The 848-nt window shown below is 42.8% G+C and carries 2 protein-coding genes; one reads left to right on the top strand and one right to left on the bottom strand.

From position 1 onward, the window contains the following. Positions 1-26: 26 nt before the first annotated feature. Positions 27-629, bottom strand: coding sequence for a DUF6081 family protein (locus AC1DWN_RS34535; RefSeq protein WP_477563312.1), 603 nt, complete (start codon positions 627-629; stop codon positions 27-29). 32 nt (positions 630-661) lie between these two features. On the opposite strand from AC1DWN_RS34535, the gene AC1DWN_RS34530 reads away from it, so the two are divergent. Further along, positions 662-848 (top strand): DUF6081 family protein (locus AC1DWN_RS34530; protein WP_477563311.1); only part of this gene is annotated, 187 nt, incomplete at its 3' end.

The raw sequence follows: 848 nt of genomic DNA, 5'->3' as shown, positions 1-848 counted from the left end.
ACATAAGGCAGCTCCTTCACCGATAACTACTCTTTAATTTCAATTTTAATCGGCGACCATTCGCCAATGATGACTTGATCATGTACAGAGACGCTGCCCTCCGGTGTTAAATCCTTCTCTGTCATGATACCAAGCGCAACTGTGAACTGATTAAACTTGACAGGCACATTCCGTTCTCTGCGTATCTCTTTGCCATTAACAAAGAATACCACTTCATCTGCCGTTCGATTGTACGTAATTTTATACGTATTAAACTCTCTTGCTTCAAAATCATTATCTTCTTTAAATACGCAAAAATATCGCGTTTTGTCCGTCTCAGGCACCTGTACCCCAGGGAACGGCAGCACAGCATATACACTTGCAAATTTATCGTTGCTGGCAAAAAAGTCCAACGCCCCGCCCGTAGAAAAATCCAGTAGGTTCAAGGATACGAATCCATCATATAAATCATTCGGCACTGTATTTTGTGAACGAGCGCGAATTTGCAGTTCAAAGCTAATTTCACCCGTTTCCGGTACCTTTACAGGCTCTGCTGAGTAATACATATGCTTTGCATTATCGAGAATTTGGATATGATCATTAGAACGGCTAAGCGGAGCCCTTACATAAAGTATACCGTTGCGAACAATAACGACTGCATTCGGCTCGCGATACTGCCAGAATGAACCATCAGGCAGTGGAAATCCGCCAGCCGAATGCAGTCGTTATTGTTCGCAACGGTATACTTTATGTAAGGGCTCCGCTTAGCCGTTCTAATGATCATATCCAAATTCTCGATAATGCAAAGCATATGTATTACTCAGCAGAGCCTGTAAAGGTACCGGAAACGGGTGAAATTAGCTTTGAAC

This window comes from Paenibacillus sp. P4_A7 (assembly GCF_056402455.1).
Note: the sequence above shows the minus strand (reverse complement) of the source record. Positions and strands in the feature narration are given on the sequence as shown.